The sequence below is a fragment of the Enterococcus sp. 3H8_DIV0648 genome (assembly GCF_002140655.1).
Taxonomy (GTDB): domain Bacteria; phylum Bacillota; class Bacilli; order Lactobacillales; family Enterococcaceae; genus Enterococcus_A; species Enterococcus_A hulanensis.
Window position 1 is genome coordinate 2,848,181 of sequence record NZ_NGLG01000001.1, and the last position, 25,998, is coordinate 2,874,178.

Genomic DNA, 25,998 nt, shown 5'->3' on the forward strand with positions numbered 1-25,998 from the left:
CACGTGAAACATTCAAGAAAGTCGCTTGTAAAGACAGTGTGTGATAAAATTACACTGTTAGTCTATCTGATCTGTATGCTGAAATTAAAGTATATTTACTATAGAAAGGATAAGCAAAAAAGAATTAGGAGGTTATAAATGAAAAAGAATCTTCGGATTAAAGGGTCTTTTTTCTTTTTCTGTTTACTACTGATTCAATTAGCCGCAATATTCTTGTTGCCTTTCACTGCTGTAACAGCAGGAATTGTTATCTTAATCGACCTTTCATTATGGATGTATATGATTGCTTTGCGTAATCGTATTGAGATTAGTAATCAGCAAAAAATCCAATATGCTTCTCATCGTGCTCAAGAAGCCTTAGATTATGTATCCGTTGAAATGCCGGTGGGGATTATTACTTGGGATGATAACAATACATTCACTTGGACTAATCCAGCAATCACAGAGAGTGTTCAACAATTGACGAAAGATGATCAACAAGACATGATCAATGAATTGCTGCAGCGAGCCGAAAAAGGTAAAAACATTTATAAAATAGACAACATTCTTTATCACTTTGATTTAAATCTTGAAAAACGGGTTGTTTATCTGATTGACGTTACTAAAGAATACACACTGGAAAATAAGGAAAAGCAGCAACAAGCAGTTGTCGGGATACTCTCCGTTGATAATTACGATGACGTAATTGATCGTCGAGACGATAAAGAAGTATCCAATCTAAATTCTTTTATTACTACGATCATCTCTGACTGGATGGATTCGTATCGGATATTTTATAAACGTGTGAATGCAGAGCGATTCTTTCTATTTGGTCGCTATGATGATTTGGAAAAAATGATTGAAAATAATTTTGATTTACTAGAACATATTCGAGTATCAGCTGAGAAGCAAGATATGCTGATCACTATAAGTATGGGAATCAGTTATGGTACTGAATCCTTAGAAGTGATCGGAGATGAGGCGCAAAACAACTTAGATATTGCGCTGGTTCGCGGTGGAGATCAAGTCGTTGTAAAGAATGCAGCAGAGGGAAAGAAGCCGGTCTTCTACGGTGGTAATTCTGCGAGCGCTGCAAAGCGGACGAGAGTACGTTCACGAGCGATGTCAACAGCTTTGAAAAATGTCTTTAATCAAACTGGCAATGTATTTGTTATGGGACATCGTTTTCCTGATATGGATGCGATTGGTTCGGCCTTTGGTGTTGCCTGTTTAGCCCGATACCATGATAAAAAAGTTCGAATTGTCATCAATGAAGAAGAGACTATTCCCGATGTGGAACGTTGCTTGGAAGAGATTCATCAAAATGGTGAACTGGAAAATCTTTTGATTTCTCCTGAAGCGGCTAAGAAACAACGTAAAGCGGGAGATTTGTTAGTTATGGTTGATTACCATCGACCATCGTTATCGATTGACCAAGAATTATATGAGCAATTTGAAAATATTGTAATTATTGATCATCATCGAAGAGGGGATGAATTTCCGGATAATTCATTATTGACCTATATCGAGTCTTCCGCATCTTCAGCTTCGGAATTAGTAACTGAACTGATTCAATTTGAAAGCAACGAGCAACAAAAAATGAGTAAGATGGAAGCAACGCTGCTGTTAGCAGGGATTACTGTCGACACCAAGAATTTTGCAGTTCGGACGACTGCTCGAACATTCGATGTAGCTAGTTATTTAAAGACTTGTGGAGCAGATGCATCTTTAGTACAATACTTATTGAGTACCGATATTCAGTCTTATTTGGAAATCAGTAAATTAGTAGGCGAGAGTGATTATGTCAGAGACGATATCGTTGTGGCTACTGGGACTGAGGATCAAAAGTATGACAGTGTAACAGCGGCTAAGACAGCCGATACATTGTTATCAATGGTGGATATCAATGCTGCTTTTGTAATCATAAAGCGAACTGATGGAGTAATAGCTATTAGTGCACGCAGTTCTGGGACTATTAATGTCCAGCGGGTGATGGAGGTATTAGGCGGTGGCGGTCACTTTACGAATGCTGCGACCCAATTGGAGAATAGTACGATTGCTGAAGCAAAGCAACGGTTATTAGAGGCCATTAATAAACAGTTAACGGAGGGGACAGTAGAATGAAAGTAATTTTTTTACAAGATGTTAAAGGTAAAGGAAAAAAGGGAGATATCAAAGAAGTCCCAACAGGTTATGCACAAAATTACTTATTAAAGAACCATTTGGCGAAGGAAGCGACGAAAAGCAGTATCTCGGAATTGAGCGGACAAAAGAAAGCTCAAGATAAAAAGGCTGCTGAAGTTTTAGCGGAAGCCAAAAAATTAGCAGATTTCTTAGCAAAAGAAGAAACAGTTGTAGAAATCAAAGCCAAAGGCGGCGAAGATGGACGGTTGTTTGGTTCAATCCCATCTAAGCAAATTGCTGAAGGTTTGAAAAAACAGTATGATCTAAAAATCGATAAACGCAAAATTGAATTAGAAAATCCAATTCGCACACTTGGTTATACAAAGGTTCCCGTAAAACTTCATACAGAAGTTGAAGGAATCATTAAAGTGCACGTGGTGGAAGAATAATTTATTTAAGCAAATAATTACAAGAGAGTATGAGAGTTCTTGAAATTAAGAGAATTCCTCATACTCTTTGTTGTATTTAACAGGCAGATTTTGTAAAATAGATGGACGAAGAGGAGCGTAAAAAGACATGAGCGAAATGTTACAAGATCGTGTGCCACCCCAAAGTATTGAAGCCGAACAAGCGACCTTAGGCTCTATTTTTTTGGAGACTGATGCTTTGATTACGGCCATGGAGTACATAGTTCCAGAAGACTTTTATCGTCGTGGTCATCAACTGATTTTCCGTGGAATGATCCAATTAAATGATCGTAATGAAGCGATCGACGTAGTGACGGTTAAAGAGTTGCTGGAACAGCAAAATCAGCTGGAAGATGCTGGTGGTTTAAGCTATTTATCTGAGCTTGCTTTGAGCGTTCCGACAGCAGCTAATGTAGGTTATTATGCCAAAATCGTAGAAGAGAAATCGTTATTGCGAAATTTGATCCAAACGGCTACGAATATCGTAACCCAAGGTTTTGAGCAAGGAGACGACGTACAGACGATTTTAGATGCTGCCGAGCGGAATATCATGGAAGTATCAGAACGTCGCAATAAGAGCGGTTTTTTGACCATTAGTGAGGTATTAAATACCGCAATAGAAAATATTGACCAACTAGCAAGAAATGATGAAGAGATCACGGGCTTACCGACAGGCTATGCGGCATTAGATAAAATGACTGCTGGGTTACAATCGGAAGAATTGATCATTTTAGCGGCTCGTCCAGCGGTAGGGAAAACAGCCTTTGCTTTGAATATTGCCCAAAACGTTGGAACGAAGACAGATAAAGCTGTCGCTATTTTCAGTTTGGAAATGGGTGCCGAATCATTGGTTAACCGGATGCTGTGTGCAGAAGGATCAATTGAAGCGAGTCATCTGCGAACAGGTCAGCTGTCTGAAGAAGAATGGCAAAACTTGATCGTAGCAATGGGGAGCTTATCGCGAGCAAATATTTATATTGACGACACACCAGGGATCAAGGTGTCTGAGATTCGGGCAAAATGTCACAAGCTGGCAAAAGAAAAAGGCAATCTTGGGCTGATCCTGATCGACTATTTGCAATTGATTGAAGGAACAGGTCGAGAAAACCGCCAACAAGAAGTATCTGAAATTTCACGTCAATTGAAGAAATTAGCGAAGGAATTAAAAGTACCAATTATTGCATTGTCACAGCTTTCTCGTGGGGTTGAACAACGTCAGGACAAGCGTCCAGTTTTAAGTGATATTCGTGAATCGGGTTCCATCGAGCAAGATGCCGACATCGTAGCCTTTTTATATCGTGATGATTATTATGACCGTGAAGGCGAAGAAGAGGAAGAATCGATCGCAAACCGAAACATCATTGAAGTCATTATTGAGAAGAACCGGAGCGGGGCACGAGGCACGGTGGAGCTGCTCTTTATTAAGGAATACAATAAATTCTCTTCTTTATCACCCAGAGAGGATTTTTAGCGCAAGTCTTGAACTTGCGTCTTTTTTTGCAGTTTTTTATCATTATAAAAAATAATGTTCGTGATTTACCCCGTTTTTATAATCTTTATATTTTAATATTCGAATTTTCATTGAAGTATAGCGTTATTCTTGATACAATGGTTCAGGATTAAATAAAAATAAATGAGGTGTTCAGATGTCATCTGTAGTAGTTGTAGGGACGCAGTGGGGCGATGAAGGTAAAGGAAAAATCACGGATTTTTTGAGTGAGAATGCAGAAGTCATTGCTCGTTACCAAGGTGGAGACAATGCAGGTCATACAATCAAATTTGACAATGAAACATATAAATTGCACTTGATTCCTTCTGGGATTTTCTACAAAGAAAAAACCAGTGTCATTGGAAACGGTGTCGTGGTCAATCCGAAATCATTAGTAACGGAATTAGCCTATTTACATGAACGCGGGATCACAACAGAGAACTTACGTATTTCTGATCGTGCGCATGTCATCTTGCCTTACCATATCAAATTGGATCAATTGCAAGAAGATGCAAAGGGCGAAAACAAAATCGGGACAACCATTAAAGGGATTGGACCAGCTTATATGGATAAAGCAGCTCGTGTCGGTATCCGGGTAGCTGATTTATTAGACAAAGAAATTTTTGAAGAACGCCTGAAGATCAATCTAGAAGATAAAAATCGTCAATTCGTCAAAATGTTTGATGATGAAGCGATGGACTTTGATGATATTTTTGAAGAGTATTACGAGTACGGACAACAAATCAAACAATACGTGACGGATACTTCTGTTATCTTGAACGATGCGTTAGATCAAGGCAAACGTGTGCTGTTTGAAGGTGCTCAAGGGGTTATGCTGGATATCGACCAAGGAACGTATCCATTTGTTACCTCGTCTAACCCAGTTGCCGGCGGTGTCACTATCGGTAGTGGTGTAGGACCAGCGAAAATCGATAAAGTCGTGGGTGTATGTAAAGCTTATACATCACGTGTCGGCGATGGACCTTTCCCAACAGAACTATTTGATGAAGTAGGCGGTCAAATTCGTGAAGTGGGTCGTGAATATGGAACGACAACAGGGCGTCCGCGTCGTGTTGGCTGGTTTGACTCTGTGGTAATGCGTCATTCAAAACGAGTTTCAGGGATTACCAATCTTTCTCTAAATTCGATCGATGTTTTGAGTGGATTAGAAACGGTTAAAATCTGTACTGCTTATGAATTAGATGGAGAATTGATCTATCATTACCCAGCAAGCTTGAAAGAATTGAATCGCTGCAAGCCTGTTTATGAAGAATTGCCTGGCTGGAGCGAAGATATTACGGGATGTCGTGATTTAGCAGATCTACCGGCAAATGCGCGGAATTATGTCCGTCGTGTTTCTGAGCTTGTAGGGGTGCGCATCTCAACCTTCTCCGTTGGACCAGATCGGACGCAAACTAACATTTTGGAAAGTGTTTGGGCGCAAATCTAACATATTATGGGACAAGCAACCAATTATCTAGTAAAATAGATTTACTATTAAGCGGGTATTTGGAGGATTTTAAAATGTATCAGATTCTGACAGATTCATGTTGCGATGTGCCTTATGAATTATTAGCTGAAAACAACGTTGATTTTATTTCGATGTACGTAACAGTAGATGGAACGGAATTCGCCGATGACTTGGGGCGCAGCTTTAAGATCGATGATTTTTATAAACAAATCAAAGAGGGCGCGATGCCAACAACATCACAGGTTAATGTTGGCCGATATGTGGAATTTTTCCGCAGCTATGCCGAAAAGAATATTCCGATTTTGTATATTTGCTTCTCTTCTGGAATGAGCGGTTCTTATCAAAGTGCCCTGCAAGCAGTTGAGCTTTTGAAAGAGGACTTACCTGAGGCGGAAGTCTATGTGGTGGACTCTTTGGCTGCCAGCGGCGGTGAAGGGCTGATGGTCTATGAAGCAGCTCAGAAGCAGCAAGCAGGCATGTCTTTGACTGATCTCTATCAATGGCTAGAAGAAAACAAACTAACGTATCATCACTGGGTAACGGTTGATGATCTGAACCATCTGCAACGAGGCGGACGTATCTCTAAAACGAGTGCAGCGATTGGCGGCTTGATGAACATCAAACCAATCATTACTGTCGATGTTGAAGGGAAGCTGCAAAATGTCGAAAAAGTCCGCGGACGCAAAAAAGCGTTGCAGCTCGTCGCTGACAAAATCAGTGAAGCGACAACCGATCCGACAAATCAAACGATTTTTATCACAACGAGTGCCGATCAAGCAGGTGCTGAAGAAGTGAAGCGTCATTTAGAAGAGAGCATCCAACCAAAAGAGATTCGGATTTTTCCATTGGGAACAACGATCTCGAGTCATACTGGTTTAGGGTGTATCGCAGTCTTTACTCGCGGTGAAAAACGAGATTAATAAAAAAACGAGGAAATCAAATTGATTTCCTCGTTTTTTATTGTTCTTTTTGCTGACTAAAGCCGCGAATCAACTCGATCAATTGACCGCGAAGCGTTGAATCTAGCACTTGTTCACGTTGAACCAGTGAAATCATAAAAGTAGGCTGCGGCTGATCCGTAATCGGGATCATGACCAAATTGTCTTCTGGCGAGATCGCAAGTTCTGTTAAAAAACCGATGCCGATCTGCTCGCGAATCATCCCTTTTAAAATATTCAAATTACTATTTTGATAAATAATTTGCGGTTCGAAATGGGCTTGCTGCGCCATTTTTTTAAAGGCGGTCGGGTGAACGTAGTGTTCATTCAATAAGACGAAGGGTTCATCTTTTAATTCGGAAAAGGAGATCTCTTTGCGTTTGGCCAACGGATGATTGGGACTAACGACGATCATAAATCTTTTTTCGATCAAAATTTCACTAGTCAAATCATCATCGCGGATGGGCTGCGTCGAACCAAGCAAGGCAAGATCTATCTTCCCGCGGCGCAAAAGTCCGTAAAGGTCCCTTGATCCGCCATCTACTAAGTGAATATGGCTCATCAAATCATTTTTAAAAAGATAGGAAGAAAGTTTAGGAAAGTAAAAGTTTCCGATAATAGGCGGCAACCCGAAGTCTAACGTGTCTTCTTTTAAGCGATCGATCTCAGTGACCGCAATCGTTACCTCTTTTAAAATATTTGAGATGTGGCGGGAAAGAACGATCCCGGCTTGTGTAATAATCAATTGTTTGTGTGATTGGTCGCGATAAACGAGTTCTGCTCCCAGTTCGTCCTCTAGCCGTTTTACGGCATAGGTGATCGTGGGCTGGCTGACGTGAAAGGCATTTGCTACCTTGGTAAAACTCTTTTCGCGCACCAAACGTTGGAAGTATTCTAAGTCTTTAAAGTTCATAATCGTCTCCTCTTGTGAAAACAGATTATCATATAAATAAAATTTATCCTAAGCTTTTGTTTTGACTATAGTTTGCGAAAGCGCGTATTCTCCTAGTTGTACTCAATAAGGAGGAGAACATTATGAAAGGATTCGAAATTTTAAATAACCCATTTTTAAATAAAGGAACCGCATTTACAAAAGAAGAACGGAAGCACTATGGTTTGACCGGTATGCTGCCAGCTAAAGTTCAAACCTTGGAAGAGCAGGCTGAACAAACATATGGACAATATCAAAGTAAAACCAGCAATTTGGAAAAGCGTTTATTCTTAATGGAAATCTTCAACACGAATCGCACCTTGTTTTATAAATTAATGGGACAGCATGTCGTAGAATTTATGCCGATCGTTTATGATCCAACGGTAGCAGATTCAATTGAACAATATAATGAATTATTCGTTGAACCGCAGGATGCCGCATTTATTTCAATCGATGATCCGGAAAGTATCAAGGAAAGCTTGCAGAATGCAGCTGCTGGGCGTGACATCCGATTGATCGTTGTGACGGATGCAGAAGGTATCTTAGGGATCGGCGATTGGGGTGTCAACGGAGTCGATATCGCGATCGGTAAATTGATGGTCTACACTGCAGCTGCAGGTATCAACCCAGCTCAAGTTTTGCCAGTATCGATCGATGCCGGTACAAACAATCAAGAATTATTGAATGATCCATTATATTTAGGAAACAAACATGAACGTATCTATGGCGATAAGTATTACGAAGTGATCGATCAATTTGTGGAAGCTGTAGAAGAATTATTCCCTGAAGTATTGCTGCACTGGGAAGACTTCGGCCGCTCCAACGCAGCGAATATCTTAGAAAAATATCAAGACAAGATCACAACTTTTAATGATGACATCCAAGGAACTGGGATCGTTGTTTTAGCAGGGGTCTTAGGTGCCTTGAACATCTCACAAGAAGACTTGACGAAACAGACAGTGATGACCTTTGGTGCCGGAACTGCAGGTGTTGGGATCGCCAACCAATTGTTAGATGAAATGAAACGCCAAGGACTATCTGAAGAGGAAGCTCGCAAACATTTCTATATGGTAGATAAGCAAGGCGTTTTGTTTGAAGATACAGAGGACTTAACTTCTGGTCAAAAAGCTTTTGTCCGTCAACGCAGCGAATTTTCAAATGCGGATGAATTGACGAACTTAACCGCCGCAGTCAAGGCGATCCATCCTACGATTATTATAGGTACTTCGACTCAGCCAGGTGCCTTTACCGAAGAGATTGTACGCGAACTAGCCGCTAATACAGAGCGTCCAATTATTTTCCCATTGTCGAATCCAACGAAATTAGCAGAAGCAACCGCAGAAGACCTAATTAAATGGACAGACGGAAAAGCATTGATTGGAACAGGAATTCCTGCTGATGACGTAAAATACAACGGTGTCACTTACCAAATCGGCCAAGCCAACAATGCGTTAATGTATCCCGGTTTAGGACTTGGTATCATTGCTTCAACCGCAACCCGCGTCAATGGTGAAATGCTGTCGCAGGCTAGTCATGCGCTAGGCGGAATTGTTGATACAAGCAAACCAGGTGCCGCAGTCTTGCCGCCAGTATCAAAATTGACGGAATTCTCTCAAACGATCGCGGAAGTTGTTGTGAAAAGCGTTGTTGATCAAAAATTAAACAAAGAAGAAATCAAGGACATCAAACAGGCTGTAGAAGATATGAAATGGTATCCAGAATATCAACCGCTTGATGCTGACTAAAAGGGGAGGAATAAAAGATGATTTTCTTTCAATCGATCCAAAGTGTTTTAAGCATCATTATTATGATTGCTTTAGGTTATATCTTGAAAAGACAAGGTTGGTTTGATGAAAGCTTTGGCAAAAGTATTTCGTCATTGATCACACGCGTGGCGCTGCCAGCCTCCATCTTTGTATCAGTCCTAAAGAACTTAACGAAAGAAAGCTTGTTCCAGCTATCGGGCAGCCTGATCTACCCGGTTGGGGCGGTTATTATTTCTTACATTTTGGCCTACGCACTAGTCAAAATTTTGAAGATTCGTCCAGGACGCCGCGGAATATTCATGAACGCGGTAGTTAATGCCAATACGATCTTCATCGGTTTGCCTTTAAACATCGCCTTGTTCGGTGAGAAATCCTTGCCATATTTCTTGGTTTATTATGTGACGAACACCGTTTCTACTTGGGCTTTTGGGGTGTTCTTGATCTCGAATGATGATCCGACCAAAGTCAAAGGCGAAAGCAAAGCTAAATTGAACTGGAAGAAATTACTGCCGCCGCCATTATTAGGATTTATCGTAGCGATCATCTTCTTATTGGTAGGGATTCCTGTGCCAAGCTTTATCAATGCTACGCTTGGTTATGTAGGCAGCATCGTTACACCATTATCGCTGCTTTATATCGGGATCGTTTTATACGATGCTGGGTTGAAGAGTATTCGCTTTGACCGTGATACGGTCGTCGCTTTGCTGGGACGTTTCGTCTTGGCACCAGCTGTATTGATCGCATTAATCGCGCTTGGATCAAATGCGTTTGGAGCCAGCCTCGCACCGCTGTTGAAACAAACCTTGATCGTACAATCGGCGACACCGATGCTGGCGGTATTGCCAATTTTAGCTAACGAGGCGCATGGTGACGTTAAATACGCGACGAACTTGGTAACAACGAGTACCGTTTTGTTCGTGATCGTTGTACCGATCTTGATGGAACTTGTTCAATTCATTTAATTTGCTTCCCCAATAGAAAAAGCATCCGCGATTTTTTCTCTCGCGAATGCTTTTTTTTAATACAATTTACTTAATTGCTTTTGTACTTCTGGATTTTCTAAGAATTCATCGTAGGTTGTTTCTGCACGGTCAACCACGCCATTCTCAGAAATAGCGATGATGCGGTTAGCGATCGTTTGGATGAATTGGTGGTCATGAGAGGCGAATAAAAGCGAACCTTTATAGGCGATCAGACCATCATTCAACGCGGAGATCGATTCTAAGTCTAAGTGATTGGTTGGATCATCCAACACTAAGACGTTTGATTTTGACAGCATCAGTTTTGACAGCATGCAACGAACTTTTTCGCCACCGGATAAGACATTGACGGGCTTCATTACTTCGTCGCCAGAAAACAGCATCCGACCTAAGAAGCTGCGTAAGAAGGTGTTGTCATCTTCTTCCTTGCTGGCATATTGACGCAGCCAGTCAAGGATCGGCATTTTGCTGTCGAATTCTTTGGTTGTATCTTTTGGCAAGTAAGCCTGACTCGTCGTTACTCCCCAACGAATCGTTCCTGTATCAGGCTTGAGATCACCCATGATGACTTTGAATAAGGTTGTCGTTACTAAGTCGCTTTCGGCAATGAAGGCCACTTTGTCGTCACGATTCAAGGTGAAAGAGATATTGTCTAAAATCTTCTTGCCGTCGATCGTCACACTGACATTATCGACTTGCAGTAAATCGTTCCCGATTTCCCGTTCTGGTTTAAACTGAACAAATGGGTAGCGGCGCGAAGACGGCTGGATATCATCCAATGTGATCTTATCCAGCATTTTCTTACGAGAAGTCGCTTGTTTTGATTTCGACGCGTTGGCGCTGAAACGAGCGATAAATTCTTGCAGTTCTTTGATTTGTTCTTCTTTTTTAGCATTTTGCTGTGATTGCAATTTTGTTGCTAACTGGCTTGATTCCAACCAGAAGTCATAGTTTCCGACGTATAATTTGATTTTCCCGAAATCGAGGTCGGCCATGTGGGTACACACTTTGTTTAAGAAGTGGCGGTCATGGGATACGACGATGACGGTATTTTCAAAGTTGATCAAAAATTCTTCCAACCAGTTGATTGATTGGATATCTAGTCCGTTTGTTGGTTCGTCTAATAAGAGCACGTCTGGTTTGCCGAAAAGTGATTGTGCTAGCAAGACTTTCACTTTTTGACCAGCCGTCAGTTCGCTCATTTTAACTTGGTGCAGGTCTTCAGGAATATTCAACCCCTGCAGCAATACTGCTGCTTCAGGTTCGGCTTCCCAACCATCAAGTTCGGCGAATTCGCCTTCTAGTTCTGCTGCGCGAATACCGTCTTCGTCAGAAAAATCTTCCTTCATATAAATGGCGTCTTTTTCCTGCATGACTTGGTATAAGCGTTCGTGGCCCATGATGACTGTTTCAAGAACGGTATATTCTTCAAAGTCAAAATGGTTTTGTTTTAACACGGCCATCCGTTCGTTTGGTCCTAAAGTAACCGAACCGGTAGAAGGTTGGATATCGCCTGCTAAAATCTTAATAAAGGTTGATTTACCGGCGCCATTTGCACCGATCAACCCGTAACAATTGCCGGGAGTGAATTTAATATTTACGTCATCAAATAATTTACGGTCAGGAAACTGTAAACTAACGTCACTTACTGTAATCAATGATTTTCCTCACTTTATCAATATTGGCTCAGAGCCTCTCTGCATTATATCGGGGAACATCTGAAGTTTCAAGTCAACCGTTAAGAATTTACTTGGGAATTAAAATAGGATAGACTTGGCATTGAAGGGATGTGCCAGTATGATCGGGATAATTATCGCGACCCATGACCATTTAGCGGACAGTCTGTTAGACACGGCTGAGTCCATCTTAGGTGAGCAAAGCTGTGTGGAAACATTAAACATCGAGCCGGGAGCTACAGGTCTGCAGGAAAAAATTGAGGATTTCGCCAAGGAGTTGTTAACGAAAGTTGATGAGCTTGTTTGGCTGGTAGATATGTTTGGCGGTACACCATTTCGCTACGCCAGCTTTTGTGTAGTGAATGATTCGCGTCAGTCTTTAGTGACAGGCGTGAATTTGCCGATGCTCTTGCAGGCTTTAGTCAATCGCGAGCTGCCGGCGGAGGATTTGACGAAACAATTGGAACTAGAAGCGAAACAGACGATTCGGAGAATGTAAAAAGGTTGCGCCAAAAATATTTGGCACAACCTTTTTTCGATCTATTTTAGTAGTTCACGTAAAGTAGGCATGTCGTGGACTTGATATTTTTCTTTGAAGGCCTTGATTTGTTCTGCTGAGAATTTTTCTGGTTCTAATTCTAGTGCTTCAACAGGTAAAGGTCGTTCGTCCTTGATCTTAACATCGATCACGATAGGTCGTTTGCTGGCTTTGGCGGCTGTGAAAGCTGGTTCTAATTGACTGTACTCAGTGATCGTGAAGCCATCAGCTCCTAACGCTTCGCCAACTTTTCCGAAGTCCGCACCTTCAAGGAAAACACCGAATTTTTGTTGTTCAGTATCTTCTTGTTCGGCTTCGATGAACCCAAAGGCCTCATTTGAGAAGACCACGTTGATGATCGGCAAGTTGTATTTTACTTGAGTGATGATGTCTTGCATCTGCATGGCAAAGCCACCATCTCCGCTGAAGGTAAAGACTTGTTTTTCTGGATAGGTCAATTGGGCGGCAATTCCGCCTGGCACACCATTTCCCATGGTTGCGAACCAGCCAGAGGTCGTAAATTGCTGCTCGCCGTTCATTTCCAGATGACGAATGGCATTCAAGGTAACATTACCGACATCGGCAACATATACCGCATCTTTTTCTGCGATCCGATTGATTTCTTTAAAGACCGGCTCTGCTCGTAGCGGTGTTGAATCATCATTATAGAAGCCCTTGCGCCAAGCGTGCCAGTTACGAATATTTTCTTGATTTGCTTTCAACCAAGCATCCGCAGGACGTGCTTGTCCAAGTTCGACCCAGCGGCGCAGTGCAGTCGCACCATCACCTAATACAGAGTGGTCGACATTGTGCCGACGACCGAATTTAGCAGCGTCGATATCGACTTGGATAAATTTCGCATCCGAGTTGAAGAAATAGCGGCCAAATGGGAAGTCGCTGCCGACAAATACGATCAAATCAGCATCGGCTAAAGCTTCATTAGCTGGTTTGGTAGCGACACGAGCGGCAAAGCCCAAGAAATTCTCATATAGATCAGGGATGATTCCTTTGGCTAAGACAGCTGCTGCGACTGGCATTGAGAAGTGCTCAGCAAATGCTTTGATGGCATCAAAGCCGCCCCGCACACCTTGACCGATATAAAGCACCGGCTGTTTCGCTGCTTCAATCAAAGGCAGTGCCGCCTCCAGATCCGCTTCATCAGGAAGCAGGACACCAGTTTTATGATTTTTCGCCGTTGCGATCTCTTCTTCTTCGATTTCGGCAAAACCAAGATCAACCGGGATCGTAACAACGGCGACACCTTTTTGCTGGTAAGCCGCTTTAATGGCTTCGTCAATCACGTGAGGCAAGCTTTCAGGTGTCATCACTGTTCGATTATAAACACTGACATCGGCAAACATCGGATTTTCATTTAATTCTTGGAACGCGTCATAGTTCATGGCAGTAGAAGCAACTTGACCTAGTAAAGCTAAAACAGGGACGTGGTCCATTTGCGCATCGTAAAGACCGTTGATCAAATGGCTGGCACCAGGACCGGCGGAACCAAAGACCGCACCGACTTTACCTGTAAGTTTTGCGTCAGCCGCAGCTGCTAAAGCACCTGCTTCTTCATGACGCACTTGGATATATTTAACAGCTTCACGTTCGTGATACAAGGCATCCATCGTAGAGTTGAATGATCCGCCGGGAATTCCATAGATATGATCGATTCCCCAGGCTTCCAAAACGTTGACCATTGCAACACCTGCATTAATTTTTGACATCTTCTTCACTCACTTTCTTTTTGTAAGTTCCTACTCAAAAAGTATAACGCGTCTTAAAAAAACCAGCAAAGAAAGTGTCTTCAAAAGAAGTTTACAGGTATACCTAAAACGTGATAAAGTTAAAGCAAATAAACGTTTTCAGTATACCAGTTCAAATTTATCGGTTCTGCTAAGTAACTTCAAATTACTTATGGCGAAACGGTAATTCTTCTGAAAAAAAATAGATTAATAGGAAGTAGGAGGTTCTTATGGTTGGATGGCTACTTGATTTAGCAGCTTGGCAGCAAGCATTGGTAGGAACACTGTTTACCTGGGGAATGACCGCGTTAGGTGCTGCATTAGTTTTCTTCTTTAAAAATATCAATCGTAATGTATTGAACCTAATGTTGGGTTTTGCCTCTGGTGTGATGATCGCAGCGAGTTTTTGGTCGCTGTTAGATCCGGCGATCGAAGCGGCAGAGGAGAATGGATCGATTCCTTGGCTGGTGGTTAGTCTTGGGTTTGGTTTAGGCGGATTGTTTCTTTATATCGCAGATAAAACGATCCCCCATATGCACTTTGGACCGAACAAAGAAAAAGAAGGACTGCCCAGTCATTTGAAGCGGACGATTTTGCTGGTATTTTCGATTACCCTGCACAATATTCCGGAAGGATTGGCCGTCGGTGTCGCTTTCGGTGCCGCAAACGAAGCAGCAAATCCAACCGCCGCAGTTCTAGCGGCGATCTCCGTATCATTAGGGATCGGTATCCAAAACTTCCCAGAAGGCGCTGCAGTATCGATTCCTTTGCGTCAGGAAGGTCTGAGCCGGACGAAGTCATTCCTTTACGGACAAGCGTCAGGTCTGGTAGAACCGATCGCAGCTGTCGTAGGAGCGATTCTGGTAACAAGTGTTAAGCCCTTGCTGCCATACGCCCTTTCCTTTGCAGCTGGAGCCATGATTTATGTGGTGGTGGAAGAATTGATCCCGGAAGCACAGGCAACAACGGATAGTAAACATCACTTTGGCGTATTTGGCGCGATGACAGGCTTTATTATCATGATGATTTTGGATGTAGCGTTGGGATAGAACTTAATATTGGCTAGAAACCTTGTTGTGTAAGGTTTCTAGCCTTTTTCTTTTATCGAAAAATAGGCAAGGCCTGTGAAAAAGTTAGTGATTAACATTTATTTGTCTTAAATGATAAAGAACATGATAGACTTGATGTTAAGCCAACCAAGAATGATTACCCATTGAGAAAAGAGATCAAGGAGAGGTTGATAATAAAAAAGATGGATATTCAAAAAAAGAAGAAAATATTATTAAGAAGTACTTTAAGTAATCTTGCGTTGCTTTTAATGGTGTTTTTGTTTGCAGGCTGCTCGTATCAAGAAACTAATAGAGATCTTGTAGAAAATGATTTTCGTATTGTTCGCGCGGGTATGGCAGCTAAAAAAATAAAGAAAGAATTAGGAAAACCTGATCGTATTATAAAAGATAAAGAAAAGATAGAGGCTTTAGAATCTGACGATTTAGAAGCTTCTGATCGATGGGTAGAAGAAGATCCATCAATTTATACTAAGTTTTATGGCAATGAGAAAAAAATGAATGATTACTATTCTCTTAGTAAAGAAAATGGATATTCCGCATGTTTCGAGTATGACTACAAATATGACGATAAAAGTTCTGAGATTGAGAAGTGGCATATTTATTTTATAGATGACAAGGTTGCATGGATGTCGTTTCCATGAGTGAACTTAATAATTAGCGTTGGGATAGATCAAAAAAAACGTCGAAAGCTCAGCTTTCGACGTTTTTTATCTTTTTTTAATATGTCCGTCCGCGACGTTTCGTCAACCAGTTGACTAAGAAGTAAGCAATTGCCAATGGAATCGCGATTCTAAAGAATAAGCCAATCAAGCCTGATAGGATCGGCCCAACAATACTCAAAATCAAACTAGCAACTAAGAAAAAGCCGACAACAGCTAAAATTCGTACAACCATAGGATATTCTTTCATCATTTTAAATTCCTTCTTTCCGTTTGTTTTAACTTAAACTTAGTTTAGCAAAATATTTTCCTACTTACGTCCAACTTAAGACGTATTTATTGAGGAAATTAGGCTTAGCTGGTATTTTGCTGCGGAAACAAACAGAGGACTAGCCGTGCAATAGAAATTAAAATAACAATGAAAAAACTTTTATGAAAGAGCCTGACATTATTCTTGATATTTTAGATATTGTTTTGTTTAATAGACACAGCAAATAAGCTTATTTATTATTAGTATTTTTATCGGTTAGGAGTAGAAAAATGCCAAAGTCTCGAATTGAAGCTTTCACAGATGCGGTTATCGCGATTATTATGACCTTATTAGTTTTAGAATTACATGAACCAAACGGCCCAACCTGGTCAGCATTTTTACATATGGAGCATAAGTTTATCGTCTATTTGATTAGTTTTGTAAACTTAGCGATTTATTGGAACAACCATCATCATCTCTTTCAGTTAGTGCGAAAGGTAGACGGCTGGGTCTTGTGGGCCAATAATTTTCTAATTTTAATGATGACCCTATTTCCCTATGTCACAGCTTGGGTGGGGGATTATCCCTTTTCTTGGGCGCCGCAAGCGTTGTATGGTCTGGTGGCATTAGGAACAGACTTTGCCTATTATTTGTTAGTTAGAGCATTGGTACGAGCAAACGGAAAAGACTCTACGATCGGGCAATTATTCAGGCATTATCCCAAATTGTATTTATCAATTGGTTTAGCGATTGTGGCGTTGCTTCTAGGAAAATTGATTGCGCCGATCGCGGTATTGATCGTTAATGTTCTAATTTTATTGATGTGGTTTATTCCAGAAAAAGCAATTGAAAAGACGCTATAAGATAGAAATCAACATCTGCGATTTACATAATCGCGGGTGTTTTTTCCTGCAGTAGTCACCGACCTCCTTTTCCGGAATGAGAGGTCGCCGATGACTTGAGTGAGCTACTGGTTATTTATTTTTTGAAGACCTTCATGAAGAATCATCTTTGTTCTTGCCTTTTCTACCCCAGAGTCGCGAGAGCTTTCGTTTAAGAATTCCCTCGTGTCTATTCGGTGATTGTGAAGGTAGTGCTTCCTCGGTATCCGAATATATCGGTGATTCTAACGGATCAAGTTCACTCATACTTGGTGTTACTACTGGTAATTCTACTGCTGCAACTTTTGGCGCTAAGTCCTTCTGTGATAGTTTCTCTAAGACAGGCGGACAAGCTAAATCAACGAATTTATCGTATTTTGGTTTTGAATAATTGGCAGCAGGGAATTCAATGGACTTCGGTGCGACAGGTAGTTCGATGGCTTCGACAGGATATTCTGGATCGAATTGGATATATTTAGTGGTTTCAACGTATTTGCAAGTATCGACCTCCGCATATATTTTCACACCATCTTCTTCTTCAAAGATATCCAAGGTCGTTAATAATTCCAAAGCTTCGCGGATTTCTTCGGCCGATTTTTCGACTGTCGGATTTTTGACGGTTAGATTGTGCTTCTTGCCGTTGCTTTTATAAAAAGTGGAGACTAATTTTTTGGTTTGGATCGTTTTTACAGCGTACATTTTTTCATTCCTTTCTTGTGATTATTCAACTTGCGCTTCTGGAGCGCCAAATAAATTACTGATAGAGAAGCGACTTCGCACAGCGTTGATCGCTTTTTCGGCGTATTGGCGGACAGGGAAGACCCGTAAGTTTAAGTATTTCCATTCCTTTGAAGTGAAATAATGTTTGAAATAGAAAAAGAATTTTTTGATGATCTTGGTGACTTTTCGTTGAGAGAATAGGTGCTGCACCAGTTCTTTTAAGATTAAATGAAACTCGCCATCTCCTAGGCGTTCGCGGATATTAAGTGCCATCAGATATTGCACAGTGCTGTCGGTATCACCAGATATTCTGTAGTACGAGTCGATGCGTTTTTCAAGGGTGTTTTTCTTTAAGCTAAATAGTTGTTTGGATGTAAATGGTTGTTCGTTCATAGTATTTTCTCCTTTTTTATAGTTCCCGAAGCTTGCGCAAGTCTTCTGGGATAAATCAATCCTCGGATCTATGTATAAGTGAGAGCGGCAGACGATTACCGCCCTCTAAAACTTCAACGATTAAAAAAGAATCGTCTCATTGATTTCCACGAAACTTGCACTTTCAGCGGTGTCGTAGAGATTATTGCCATCTTTACTGAATAATTCTAATGGTCCGATTTGATCTAGCAGCCCTTTAAGTTCAGCAGGCGTATTGGTCGTATCTGGATTCGGAAGGCTCCAAGTCTGTTTTTTGCCTCCGCTGGTTTTAAAATTTGCGACTAGTTTTAGCATTTGATTTCCTCCTCGTAAGTATTTACTTCGTATAACGCTTTTGACTGGTCAATACGACACCATCTAGCGAGCTGCCTTCTGGTGACAGCGTGGTCATGATCTCCCCGAGCTTCAACACCGCATGTTCATCTGGTTCATCAACGACATGTTGAAAATTGATGTTTTGCAATTTCTCCTCATTGGGTGTGTCGATCTGTACTTTTAATTTGCTACTGAGTTTTTGAATCATGCTTTTTCCTCCACATTTCCTTTTGTTCCGGCCGGTGACTAAAAGATAAATGATTTCAAAAAAGAATGCGAATTCGAATTTGGCAGCAGCACCCCCAATTTGGCAGCTTTTGGGGCGAAAATGGCCGATTTTGGCAAAAAAGCTGCCAAATTGAGGGGGGTAAGAGCCAAATTGAGATTTGCGAAAATCTTCGGCTTGTAATACAATTAAGAGTTTTATTAAATCGTCAAATTGACTTCAAGTTTGCTCCGCTATCGAATCGCTGAATAGATCATGTCCCAAATAATCAATCCACTTAATGAATCTCGTATGTTAAACTATTTGATGAATGTTTATGGTGAAATTAAGGAGGAGTTCTATGTTAGAGGCGATTATTTTCGATATGGACGGCGTATTAGTGGATTCGGAATATACATACTTCCAAAGCAAATCACAGATTTTAAAGGAAGCTGGTCATGAGGTAGAAGAAAGCTATCATTTTCAATTTATGGGGACGACCAGTGAGTATATGTGGGAGCAAATGAAGCAAGAATTTTCACTGCCTTTATCTGTCTCGGATTATGTTCAGCAAATGACCGCATTGCGTCAAGCGATGATCAAAGAAGATGGGATCAGAGTGATTCCTCATGTTCAAGAATTTGTGAAAAGACTGTCTGATGCTGGTCTGAAACTAGCTGTGGCTTCCTCTTCTTCCTTGGCAGAAATCAAGGTAAATCTGGCAGCGATCGGCTTGTCTGAGTATTTTTCAGAAGTTGTTAGTACCGAAGAAGTGAAGCACTCAAAGCCTGCACCGGATGTTTATTTAGCAGCGGCGGAGCGAATAGGTGTAAAGCCTGAAAATTGCTTAGGCATTGAAGATACGAAAAATGGCGCGGGTGCTGTTCATAACGCGGGGATGGTCTGCGTCGGCTTTGCCAATCCGGCGTTTCCGAAGCAGGATTTGGCCTATGCGGATATTGTGGTTTCGACTTTTTCGGATTTAGACGGCGAGGCTTTAACTAAAATTTATCAAGAAGTGAGGGAGCAGCATGCCTAGAGCGGCCATTTCCAGCAAAGCTTTTTTGATTGAGGGCGGCTGTAATGCCTGTGGTCTGCATAATACGGAGACCTTCACGATTCACTTTGAAGATCGGCGTTCAGAAGTGTTGGACAACTTCGATGTTCCTTCACTCGTTCAAACGATCGCGCAAAAAAATGGCTGGCGCGAGACGGCTATTCCGATCGGTATCAGTGAAGAAGAGATCGTTTTGAAAAAAGGGAATGAGGTAATCAAACCGAAATATCTCGGCGATCAAATCATCTATCAAGCAGTCGACCAGCGGCTTCAAACGAAGCAGCGGTTTGATAGCAACGAGGAATTGTTTGAACAGGTCAACAGTATTTTAGTCGAGCTTTTTAAGCTTGAACCTTATGAGATAAAAATTGCGGTTGAATAAGCTCATGCAGCATTTTTTAAGCGAAAATAGTAAAGAAAAGTCTGATGAATCGGTTATCAGACTTTTTTTTGCGGCAAAAACCGCAAAGTCTAGCTTACATAAAAAACAGACAAATAATGAGACTCTTGCTAAAATGAAGGAAGAATAAGAGTACCAAGTTGCATAATATGTGGCTAAAAACAGGAACGCTAGGATGAGATTTCCCCTTTGTTTGGGAATTTCTTGTTTTGCTTTATTTTTTTTTGTGAAAAAAAGCATTTGTTAGCACCAAGTTGCATAAAGAACACTGAATTATTGGGTAACAAAGAAGATGGAAATGTAAGCGTTTTTCATCTAAATTGAAGATGTAAAGAGGGATGACAATGAATTTAGAAGAACGAACGAATCAGATTTTTGTTGAGTTAGTCAACAACCCGCAAATCGCTAGTAAAGCATTGTGTGAGAAATTTGATTTGACGCGAGGGCAATTGAACTACGCGTTAAAAAAGATCAATGATTCTTTAGTAGACGAAAAGTTGAGTGAGATCAAACGGACAAAAAATGGTCACTTTCTAATTGCAAATGAGATTCTTTCAAATTTTAAGGGTGGTGATGAGCAGCTCGGGGAGCCGACAGAAAGCTATGTGTTTTCCGGCAAAGAACGAGCAGCCATAATTGAATTGATGTTACTGAGTAAAGAAGAGTATCTATCCTTGAATCATTTCATTGATGAGTTGAAGGTCAGCCGCAATACAGTGCTGCGAGATCTAAAGGAAGTCGATCAGGAGCTTCAGCAGCATGAACTAGCGTTGAAGTATACTCGCCAAAAAGGGTATTTCATCCAAGGCGATGAATGGAATAAGCGAAATCTGCTATCTGATTTATTGAATAATCTAGCGGTGATGTATAACGGAATCAATGTCATCATCCAATTTGCCAATATTGATCCGCAGCAGATCGAAACCTTTCGCAAACGCGTCGAGCTGGTGGAAGAAGAATTGGAGGTCCAATTCACGGATGAACGACTAAGGACCTTACCATTATTGATCATTCTGATGATCAGGCGGGCGCAAAAAGGAAAGCTGATTTCTTACAGCTTCAAGGTGAACTACCGAGAACTAGCCGATACGAAGGAATACTTAGCAGCGGATCGGGTCATTTGGGATGTTGACGGCTTAAGTGAAAATGAACGTGTTTACGTGACGATGCTGCTGCTGACGACGAACCTTTCCCGCGGCGACATTTTATCGGTAAAAGAGATCAACAAGATGAAGGAAGCTTTGGAAAAGGTGATTGCGAATTTTGAACGCATCGCAGGAGTCAATTTAGAGGAGAAGGAAAAATTATTGGAGCGGCTGCTGGTGCATATGCGTCCAGCGTATTATCGGATCAAATATCACTTGAATTTGCAAACGCGCTTTTATCAAGAGAATAAGGATGCCAATCTGTTTTCACTGTTTTACTTGGTCAAAGAAGCGAGCGGCCCATTAGAAACATATTTCGGTCAGTCAGTGCCGGATGCGGAATTGTTTTTCATTTCGCTGTTTATCGGCAGTCATATCGTAGAGAGTACAGAGATTGTTCATCCGGAAAATCGGAAACGAGCGATCATCGTTTGTCCCAATGGGATTTCAATCGCGGCTTTGCTCGAAAATACGTTGAAAAATCTGCTGCCGGAAATTGATTTTGTCCTTTCGATGTCGGCTCGAGAATTTTACCGAACTGATTATGATGTGGATTTTATTTTTTCAGCGGTTCCGTTAAAAACCGAGAAGAAGGTATTCGTCGTGAATAACTTTTTATCGGATCAGGAAAAACGGCAGTTAAGAGAACGCGTGCTGCGCTCTACGGCGATCATCCAGACAGAGATCGTCACACCGGAGAAAATCTTGGCGGTAGTAAAAAAACATGCGCAGGTCGTAGATGAGACCAGTCTTTATGAAGAGTTACTCAGCTTGTTTACACCTAAGGAATCCATCATTTTAGAGAAGAAGCGACCTCATCTGATCGATCTGCTAAAAGATGAAACGATCCAGATTTTTGAAGACAAAGTCAGCTGGTCAGAGGTTTTAGACGCGTTGGCCCGTCCGTTGGAGCGTCAGCAGGTTATTACGACAGACTATATCAAAGCCTTGAAAAAAGAGATGCCGATCTTGCCCGCTTATACCGTCTTACGCCATAAAATCGCGCTGCCCCATACCGTAGCGGAGGCAGGTGCGATCGGAGTTGGCATCAGCTTGGGATTGGTAAAAAAAGGCATTATTACAGAGGATGGCAGAAAAATCCATACCGTCATTCTATTAGGCTCCAACGATAAAGAAGAACACTTGGATTTGATTTTTGAAATGATGAGTTTAGCAGGCGCAGACGAGCTGGCGCAATTAGAAAATGCAGCAACGAAGGAAGAGATTCGGGAGGCGTTGATTCAGTTCAACGATGAGTATTGGAGGGCGAAATAATGACAAAAACGACACTAAGTTCCTATGTGAAAGAACCATTAGTCTTTGCACAAGAAAATTTTTCTTCCCAAGCAGAGGTATTTGAGCAGGTGGCCCAAAAAGCCTTAGATTTGGGCTGGGTGCGGGAGGACTTTTTGGAAAGAATCGGAAGACGAGAAGAAACCTTTCCAACAGGCATTCAATTAATGAACTTCGGGGCAGCGATCCCTCATACAGATGCGGAATGTGTGCTGGAAGAATTCGTGGCCGTGATCACATTGCAAGATCCCGTCGTTTTTTACAGCATGGAAGACAACAGTCAGCAGGTTAAAGCACAAATTGTTTTTGTTTTAGGATTAAACCAACCCCATGCGCAGTTAGAAATGCTGCAATCATTGATGGGGCTGTTGCAAAACGAAACCGTATTATCGGAACTATTACTAGCAACAACAGAAAATGAGTTAATCAGTACGATCAAAAAAAATCAACTATAAAAAAATCAGCAAGAAAAAGGAGAGAAACAATTATGAAAACAATTCGCGTATTAGTAGCATGTGGAGCAGGAATCGCAACATCAACGGTGGTCATGAAAAAGGTCGAGGATCTATTCGCTAGAAATGAAATGCCGGTGGAAATCACACAAATCAAAATCGCTGAAGCAGCCGGAAAACAAGATGAAGCCGATATGTTGATCTCAACTACGATGCTGCCGACGCAATACAAAATTCCAGCAATCACGGCTATGGCTTTCTTAACAGGGATCGGGACTGAAAAAGTCGAAAATCAAATCATCGAGGCAGCTAAAGGGATTCAGTAAATATAAGTTCATGTGTGTCATTTCCGCTTTACTCAGCATTTCGGGATTCAGCAGTTTAGCGGAGAGACACATATGAGGCGAATCAGGTTTATTTTTTCCAAGGGAAAAAGATAAATATATTAAACGAATTAGGAGGATTGTATCAATGGATGGGTTAATGAATGTGGTACAGAGTATTTTAGGTGCTGGCGCAAGCGTCATGCTGCCGATCATTATTTTCATTGTTGGAATTATTTTTAGGGTTCCAGTAAAAAAAGCTATTATATCGGGGATAACTGTAGGTATCGGGATGATCGGTATCAATCTGGTGATCAATGTATTGACTACAAACGTTGGTCCAGCGGCGCAAGCGATGGTTGAACGATTTGGGTTGAATCTGACGATCATTGATGCTGGCTGGCCAGCAGTCTCAGCCGGGACATGGGCGCAACCAATCGCGGCTGTGATGATTCCAGTGATTTTAATCGTGAATTTAATTATGCTGGCATTAAATCGAACGAAAACACTGAATATCGATATCTGGAACTACTGGCATGTTAGTTCTGTGGCAGCAACTGGTTATATTGTAACAAAAAGTTTTTTCTTTGGCATCCTGTGCGGGATTTTGTTTACGATTATTATCCAAATTATTGCAGACAAAACTGCCCCTAAGGTTCAAGAATATTACGGACTTGAAGGAATCAGTATCACCACCGGTTCAGCGCAAGGGTATGCTGTTTTGGCATTACCGATCGGTTGGTTAGTAGATAAGATTCCAGGCATCAATAAATTAGATGTGAAACCAGAAACGATCCAAAAACGTTTCGGTATTTTCGGCGAACCAATGATCATGGGGATCATCATCGGGATGTTCCTTGGTTTGCTAGGTGGTTATGATTTCATCGGTATCTTGCAGATCGGGATGAACATGGGCGGAGTGATGTTCTTGATGCCGCGGATGGTAAAAATCCTGATGGAAGGCTTGATCCCAATTCAAGAAGGGGCTCAAAAATTACTGCAAAGCCGTTATGGCGATCGCGAGATCTATCTAGGGATGGATGCGGCATTAGCGACAGGTTCGCCAGCAGCACTATCAACAGGTCTTTTGATGGTTCCGATCACGTTGTTCTTGGCAGTTATTTTACCGGGGAACCGCGTATTGCCTTTCGGTGACTTAGCGACGATCCCATTCTTCGCGGCGTTGGTTGTACCTAGTCGTAAAGGAAATATTTTACACTCGGTTATTTCTTTGACCGTTGTTATGGCATTAGCGTTATTAATGGCGACAAACTTTGCACCAGTGATTACTGAAATGGCCGAAGGAATCGTAAAATTCCCTGACGGAGCAGCTCAAATCACGAACTTAGATACTGGTGGGAACTTCTTAAAATGGATCTTCTTCAAATTATCAGAATTAGTCGCACAAGTAATGTAGTCTTTGATTTTTGATAATAGAAAAAAAGCGAATAAATTAAGTGTTATTTTCCTAAAAGGAGAGCGAAAGTAATGAGTAAAATGATGAAAGGTGTTTCTAAACAGGCACCTGGCTATGACCAAATGGAATTTATTGATTTACCTGTACCTGAAGCAGTAGATGATAAGGTACTGATCAAGGTCGCATATACCGGTATCTGCGGATCAGATATCCATACCTTTAAAGGAGAATATAAAAATCCAACGACACCAGTCGTGCTGGGGCATGAATTTTCCGGACAGGTGGTCGAAGTTGGCGATAAGGTAACAAAGTTCAAGGTTGGCGACCGCGTAACCAGTGAAACGACCTTCTACGTTTGCGGCGAATGTGATTACTGTAAAGAAAAACAATACAATTTGTGTCCGCATCGTAAAGGAATCGGGACGCAGCAAAATGGTTCAATGGCGAATTTCGTCTTGGCCAGAGAAGAAAGCATTCATTTGCTGCCAGATCATTTGAGTTATGAAGGTGCGGCGATGAGTGAACCTTTAGCCTGCTGTGTGCATGCGATGTATCAAAAGAGCCGTTTGGAATTGAAAGATACGATCATTATCATGGGCCCTGGGCCGATCGGTTTGTTCTTATTGCAGATCGCCAAAGAAATCGGCGCCTTTGTTATTATGACCGGAATCACAAAAGATGCACATCGTTTGGAATTAGCGAAAAAGCTTGGTGCGGATATCATTGTGGATACGATGAAAGAGGACTTGGCTAAAATCGTCAACGAAGTCACTGACGGCTATGGTGTCGATAAAGTCTATGACGCATCGGGTGCTGTGCCAGCGGTCAACGCTAGCCTGCCGTTGATCCGCAAGCAAGGACAATTCGTGCAAGTTGGTTTATTTGCCAATAAAATGGTGGACTTAGATACCGAATCGATCATTCAACGGGAGATCGAATACATCGGCAGCCGTTCGCAAAATCCTTATGACTGGCCGATCGCGATTCATCTATTAGCCAAAGGGGCAATCAATATCGATGAAATGATCACCAAAAAATACCCATTGACCGAATGGCGCGAAGCCTTCGATAAAGTGATGGAAGGAAACGAGATCAAAGTCATGATCGAGTCCAATCCGGGTGAATTTTAATCACGCAAAGAAAAACTGTACCAGAATTTCTGGTGCAGTTTTTTTGACGGATAGACTATAAAACAATTACTTTCAAAGTTAAATATAAAGTTTCACGTGAAACTGAAAGCTAATATTTTATAAGGAAAAGTAATCTAAATGAAGAAAT

General features: G+C 41.5%; 26 protein-coding genes. 18 read left to right on the top strand and 8 right to left on the bottom strand.

What is annotated here, in order from left to right; all coding sequences use genetic code 11:
- Window positions 1-138 precede the first annotated feature (138 nt).
- The 5 genes from A5875_RS13115 (at window position 139) to A5875_RS13135 (ending at window position 6,450) form a co-directional block, all read left to right on the top strand.
- A complete protein-coding gene (locus tag A5875_RS13115) occupies window positions 139-2,103 on the top strand; it encodes a DHH family phosphoesterase (protein ID WP_088934004.1) in 1,965 nt (654 codons plus the stop codon).
- A complete protein-coding gene (gene rplI, locus A5875_RS13120) occupies window positions 2,100-2,552 on the top strand; it encodes a 50S ribosomal protein L9 (protein ID WP_088934005.1) in 453 nt (150 codons plus the stop codon). Before A5875_RS13115 ends, rplI begins: the two co-directional genes overlap by 4 nt.
- A 127-nt stretch (window positions 2,553-2,679) precedes the next feature.
- On the top strand, window positions 2,680-4,041 hold the full coding sequence (dnaB, locus tag A5875_RS13125) for a replicative DNA helicase (protein WP_088934006.1): 1,362 nt from the start codon (window positions 2,680-2,682) through the stop codon (window positions 4,039-4,041).
- 175 nt (window positions 4,042-4,216) lie between these two features.
- Window positions 4,217-5,509: an adenylosuccinate synthase gene (locus A5875_RS13130; RefSeq protein WP_088934007.1), complete on the top strand. Its 1,293-nt coding sequence runs from the start codon at window positions 4,217-4,219 to the stop codon at window positions 5,507-5,509.
- Window positions 5,510-5,583: 74 nt separating this feature from the next.
- Window positions 5,584-6,450, top strand: a complete 867-nt coding sequence (locus tag A5875_RS13135; protein WP_088934008.1) for a DegV family protein — start codon at window positions 5,584-5,586, stop codon at window positions 6,448-6,450.
- Window positions 6,451-6,487: 37 nt separating this feature from the next.
- Here A5875_RS13135 and A5875_RS13140 read toward each other — a convergent pair whose 3' ends face one another.
- Window positions 6,488-7,381 (bottom strand): LysR family transcriptional regulator, encoded by an 894-nt coding sequence (locus A5875_RS13140; protein WP_088934009.1) that lies wholly within the window; start codon window positions 7,379-7,381, stop codon window positions 6,488-6,490.
- Window positions 7,382-7,503: 122 nt separating this feature from the next.
- Here A5875_RS13140 and A5875_RS13145 point away from each other — a divergent pair, with 122 nt between their 5' ends.
- Together A5875_RS13145 and A5875_RS13150 are read left to right on the top strand one after the other, a co-directional pair.
- Complete coding sequence (locus A5875_RS13145; RefSeq protein ID WP_088934010.1) at window positions 7,504-9,144, top strand: malolactic enzyme; 1,641 nt, start codon at window positions 7,504-7,506, stop codon at window positions 9,142-9,144.
- A gap of 17 nt (window positions 9,145-9,161) precedes the next feature.
- Complete coding sequence (locus A5875_RS13150) at window positions 9,162-10,127, top strand: AEC family transporter (protein ID WP_088934011.1); 966 nt, start codon at window positions 9,162-9,164, stop codon at window positions 10,125-10,127.
- 56 nt (window positions 10,128-10,183) lie between these two features.
- On the opposite strand, the gene A5875_RS13155 is transcribed toward A5875_RS13150, so the two are convergent.
- Window positions 10,184-11,803: an ABC-F family ATP-binding cassette domain-containing protein gene (locus A5875_RS13155; RefSeq protein ID WP_088934012.1), complete on the bottom strand. Its 1,620-nt coding sequence runs from the start codon at window positions 11,801-11,803 to the stop codon at window positions 10,184-10,186.
- A 139-nt stretch (window positions 11,804-11,942) separates the two neighbouring features.
- Between A5875_RS13155 and A5875_RS13160 the strand changes: the two genes are divergently transcribed.
- On the top strand, window positions 11,943-12,320 hold the full coding sequence (locus A5875_RS13160; RefSeq protein ID WP_242550872.1) for a PTS sugar transporter subunit IIA: 378 nt from the start codon (window positions 11,943-11,945) through the stop codon (window positions 12,318-12,320).
- 41 nt (window positions 12,321-12,361) lie between these two features.
- Here the strand turns inward: A5875_RS13160 and spxB are convergent, their stop codons facing one another.
- Window positions 12,362-14,083, bottom strand: a complete 1,722-nt coding sequence (gene spxB, locus A5875_RS13165; protein ID WP_088934013.1) for a pyruvate oxidase — start codon at window positions 14,081-14,083, stop codon at window positions 12,362-12,364.
- Window positions 14,084-14,331: 248 nt separating this feature from the next.
- Between spxB and A5875_RS13170 the strand changes: the two genes are divergently transcribed.
- Together A5875_RS13170 and A5875_RS13175 are read left to right on the top strand one after the other, a co-directional pair.
- Window positions 14,332-15,150 carry a ZIP family metal transporter gene (locus A5875_RS13170; protein ID WP_088934014.1) on the top strand — a complete coding sequence of 273 codons (819 nt, stop codon included), beginning with the start codon at window positions 14,332-14,334 and terminating at the stop codon, window positions 15,148-15,150.
- Between the two features lie 164 nt (window positions 15,151-15,314).
- Window positions 15,315-15,812 carry a hypothetical protein gene (locus A5875_RS13175; RefSeq protein WP_141108302.1) on the top strand — a complete coding sequence of 166 codons (498 nt, stop codon included), beginning with the start codon at window positions 15,315-15,317 and terminating at the stop codon, window positions 15,810-15,812.
- Window positions 15,813-15,888: 76 nt separating this feature from the next.
- On the opposite strand, the gene A5875_RS13180 is transcribed toward A5875_RS13175, so the two are convergent.
- The gene (locus A5875_RS13180; RefSeq protein ID WP_010747399.1) at window positions 15,889-16,083 is read right to left on the bottom strand and encodes a hypothetical protein; all 195 of its coding nucleotides are present in this window, start codon (window positions 16,081-16,083) and stop codon (window positions 15,889-15,891) included.
- 287 nt (window positions 16,084-16,370) lie between these two features.
- On the opposite strand from A5875_RS13180, the gene A5875_RS13185 reads away from it, so the two are divergent.
- Window positions 16,371-16,943, top strand: coding sequence for a TMEM175 family protein (locus A5875_RS13185; protein WP_088934016.1), 573 nt, complete (start codon window positions 16,371-16,373; stop codon window positions 16,941-16,943).
- A 132-nt stretch (window positions 16,944-17,075) separates the two neighbouring features.
- Here the strand turns inward: A5875_RS13185 and A5875_RS13190 are convergent, their stop codons facing one another.
- The 4 genes from A5875_RS13190 to A5875_RS13205 all read right to left on the bottom strand — a co-directional run bounded on the left by A5875_RS13190 (window position 17,076) and on the right by A5875_RS13205 (window position 18,636).
- Entirely contained in the window at window positions 17,076-17,660 is a 585-nt protein-coding gene (locus A5875_RS13190; RefSeq protein WP_088934017.1) for a DUF2922 domain-containing protein, read from the bottom strand.
- A gap of 21 nt (window positions 17,661-17,681) precedes the next feature.
- On the bottom strand, window positions 17,682-18,074 hold the full coding sequence (locus A5875_RS13195) for a hypothetical protein (protein ID WP_088934018.1): 393 nt from the start codon (window positions 18,072-18,074) through the stop codon (window positions 17,682-17,684).
- 120 nt (window positions 18,075-18,194) lie between these two features.
- A complete protein-coding gene (locus tag A5875_RS13200; protein ID WP_088934019.1) occupies window positions 18,195-18,407 on the bottom strand; it encodes a DUF2922 domain-containing protein in 213 nt (70 codons plus the stop codon).
- Between the two features lie 22 nt (window positions 18,408-18,429).
- A complete protein-coding gene (locus A5875_RS13205) occupies window positions 18,430-18,636 on the bottom strand; it encodes a hypothetical protein (protein ID WP_088934020.1) in 207 nt (68 codons plus the stop codon).
- Window positions 18,637-18,994: 358 nt separating this feature from the next.
- On the opposite strand from A5875_RS13205, the gene A5875_RS13210 reads away from it, so the two are divergent.
- From A5875_RS13210 to A5875_RS13240, 7 genes are all read left to right on the top strand, one after another.
- Entirely contained in the window at window positions 18,995-19,672 is a 678-nt protein-coding gene (locus A5875_RS13210; RefSeq protein ID WP_088934021.1) for an HAD family hydrolase, read from the top strand.
- On the top strand, window positions 19,665-20,072 hold the full coding sequence (locus tag A5875_RS13215; RefSeq protein WP_088934022.1) for a DUF4809 family protein: 408 nt from the start codon (window positions 19,665-19,667) through the stop codon (window positions 20,070-20,072). The genes A5875_RS13210 and A5875_RS13215 overlap by 8 nt, the downstream gene beginning before the upstream one ends.
- A 362-nt stretch (window positions 20,073-20,434) precedes the next feature.
- A complete protein-coding gene (locus tag A5875_RS13220) occupies window positions 20,435-22,510 on the top strand; it encodes a BglG family transcription antiterminator (protein WP_088934023.1) in 2,076 nt (691 codons plus the stop codon).
- Window positions 22,510-22,983 (top strand): PTS sugar transporter subunit IIA, encoded by a 474-nt coding sequence (locus tag A5875_RS13225; protein ID WP_088934024.1) that lies wholly within the window; start codon window positions 22,510-22,512, stop codon window positions 22,981-22,983. Before A5875_RS13220 ends, A5875_RS13225 begins: the two co-directional genes overlap by 1 nt.
- 32 nt (window positions 22,984-23,015) lie before the next feature.
- Entirely contained in the window at window positions 23,016-23,306 is a 291-nt protein-coding gene (locus tag A5875_RS13230; protein WP_088934025.1) for a PTS sugar transporter subunit IIB, read from the top strand.
- A 145-nt stretch (window positions 23,307-23,451) separates the two neighbouring features.
- Window positions 23,452-24,720, top strand: coding sequence for a PTS galactitol transporter subunit IIC (locus A5875_RS13235; protein ID WP_088934026.1), 1,269 nt, complete (start codon window positions 23,452-23,454; stop codon window positions 24,718-24,720).
- Window positions 24,721-24,791: 71 nt separating this feature from the next.
- Complete coding sequence (locus A5875_RS13240; RefSeq protein WP_088934027.1) at window positions 24,792-25,850, top strand: zinc-binding dehydrogenase; 1,059 nt, start codon at window positions 24,792-24,794, stop codon at window positions 25,848-25,850.
- Window positions 25,851-25,998: the final 148 nt, after the last annotated feature.